The sequence below is a fragment of the Achromobacter sp. SIMBA_011 genome (assembly GCF_046535435.1).
Lineage (GTDB): Bacteria > Pseudomonadota > Gammaproteobacteria > Burkholderiales > Burkholderiaceae_B > Achromobacter > Achromobacter dolens.
Map to the genome: position 1 here is coordinate 1 of NZ_JAWRWN010001301.1, position 232 is coordinate 232.

Annotated in this window: 1 protein-coding gene; it reads left to right on the forward strand. The window is 57.8% G+C overall.

Features of this window, described 5'->3' with window-relative positions; translation table 11 throughout:
* The coding region (locus SB816_RS35280) for an alpha-hydroxy-acid oxidizing protein (protein WP_410548660.1) at positions 1-232 on the forward strand (232 nt) is incomplete at both ends.

Here is a 232-nt window from a genome sequence, read left to right on the forward strand (position 1 = left end):
CGGTCCCACCCGAAATCACCCTCGCCAACATCCTGGACGTCGCGACCAAGCCAACGTGGGCCTGGAGCGTGTTCAAGGGGAAGCGCAAGAACTTCGGCAACATTGCCGGGCACATTCAAGGCATGGATAACGTCAATACGCTCGCCCAGTGGATGTCGAAACAGTTCGACCCGACGCTGAACTGGAAGGACTTGGACTGGATTCGGCGCATCTGGCCAGGGAAAATCATCCT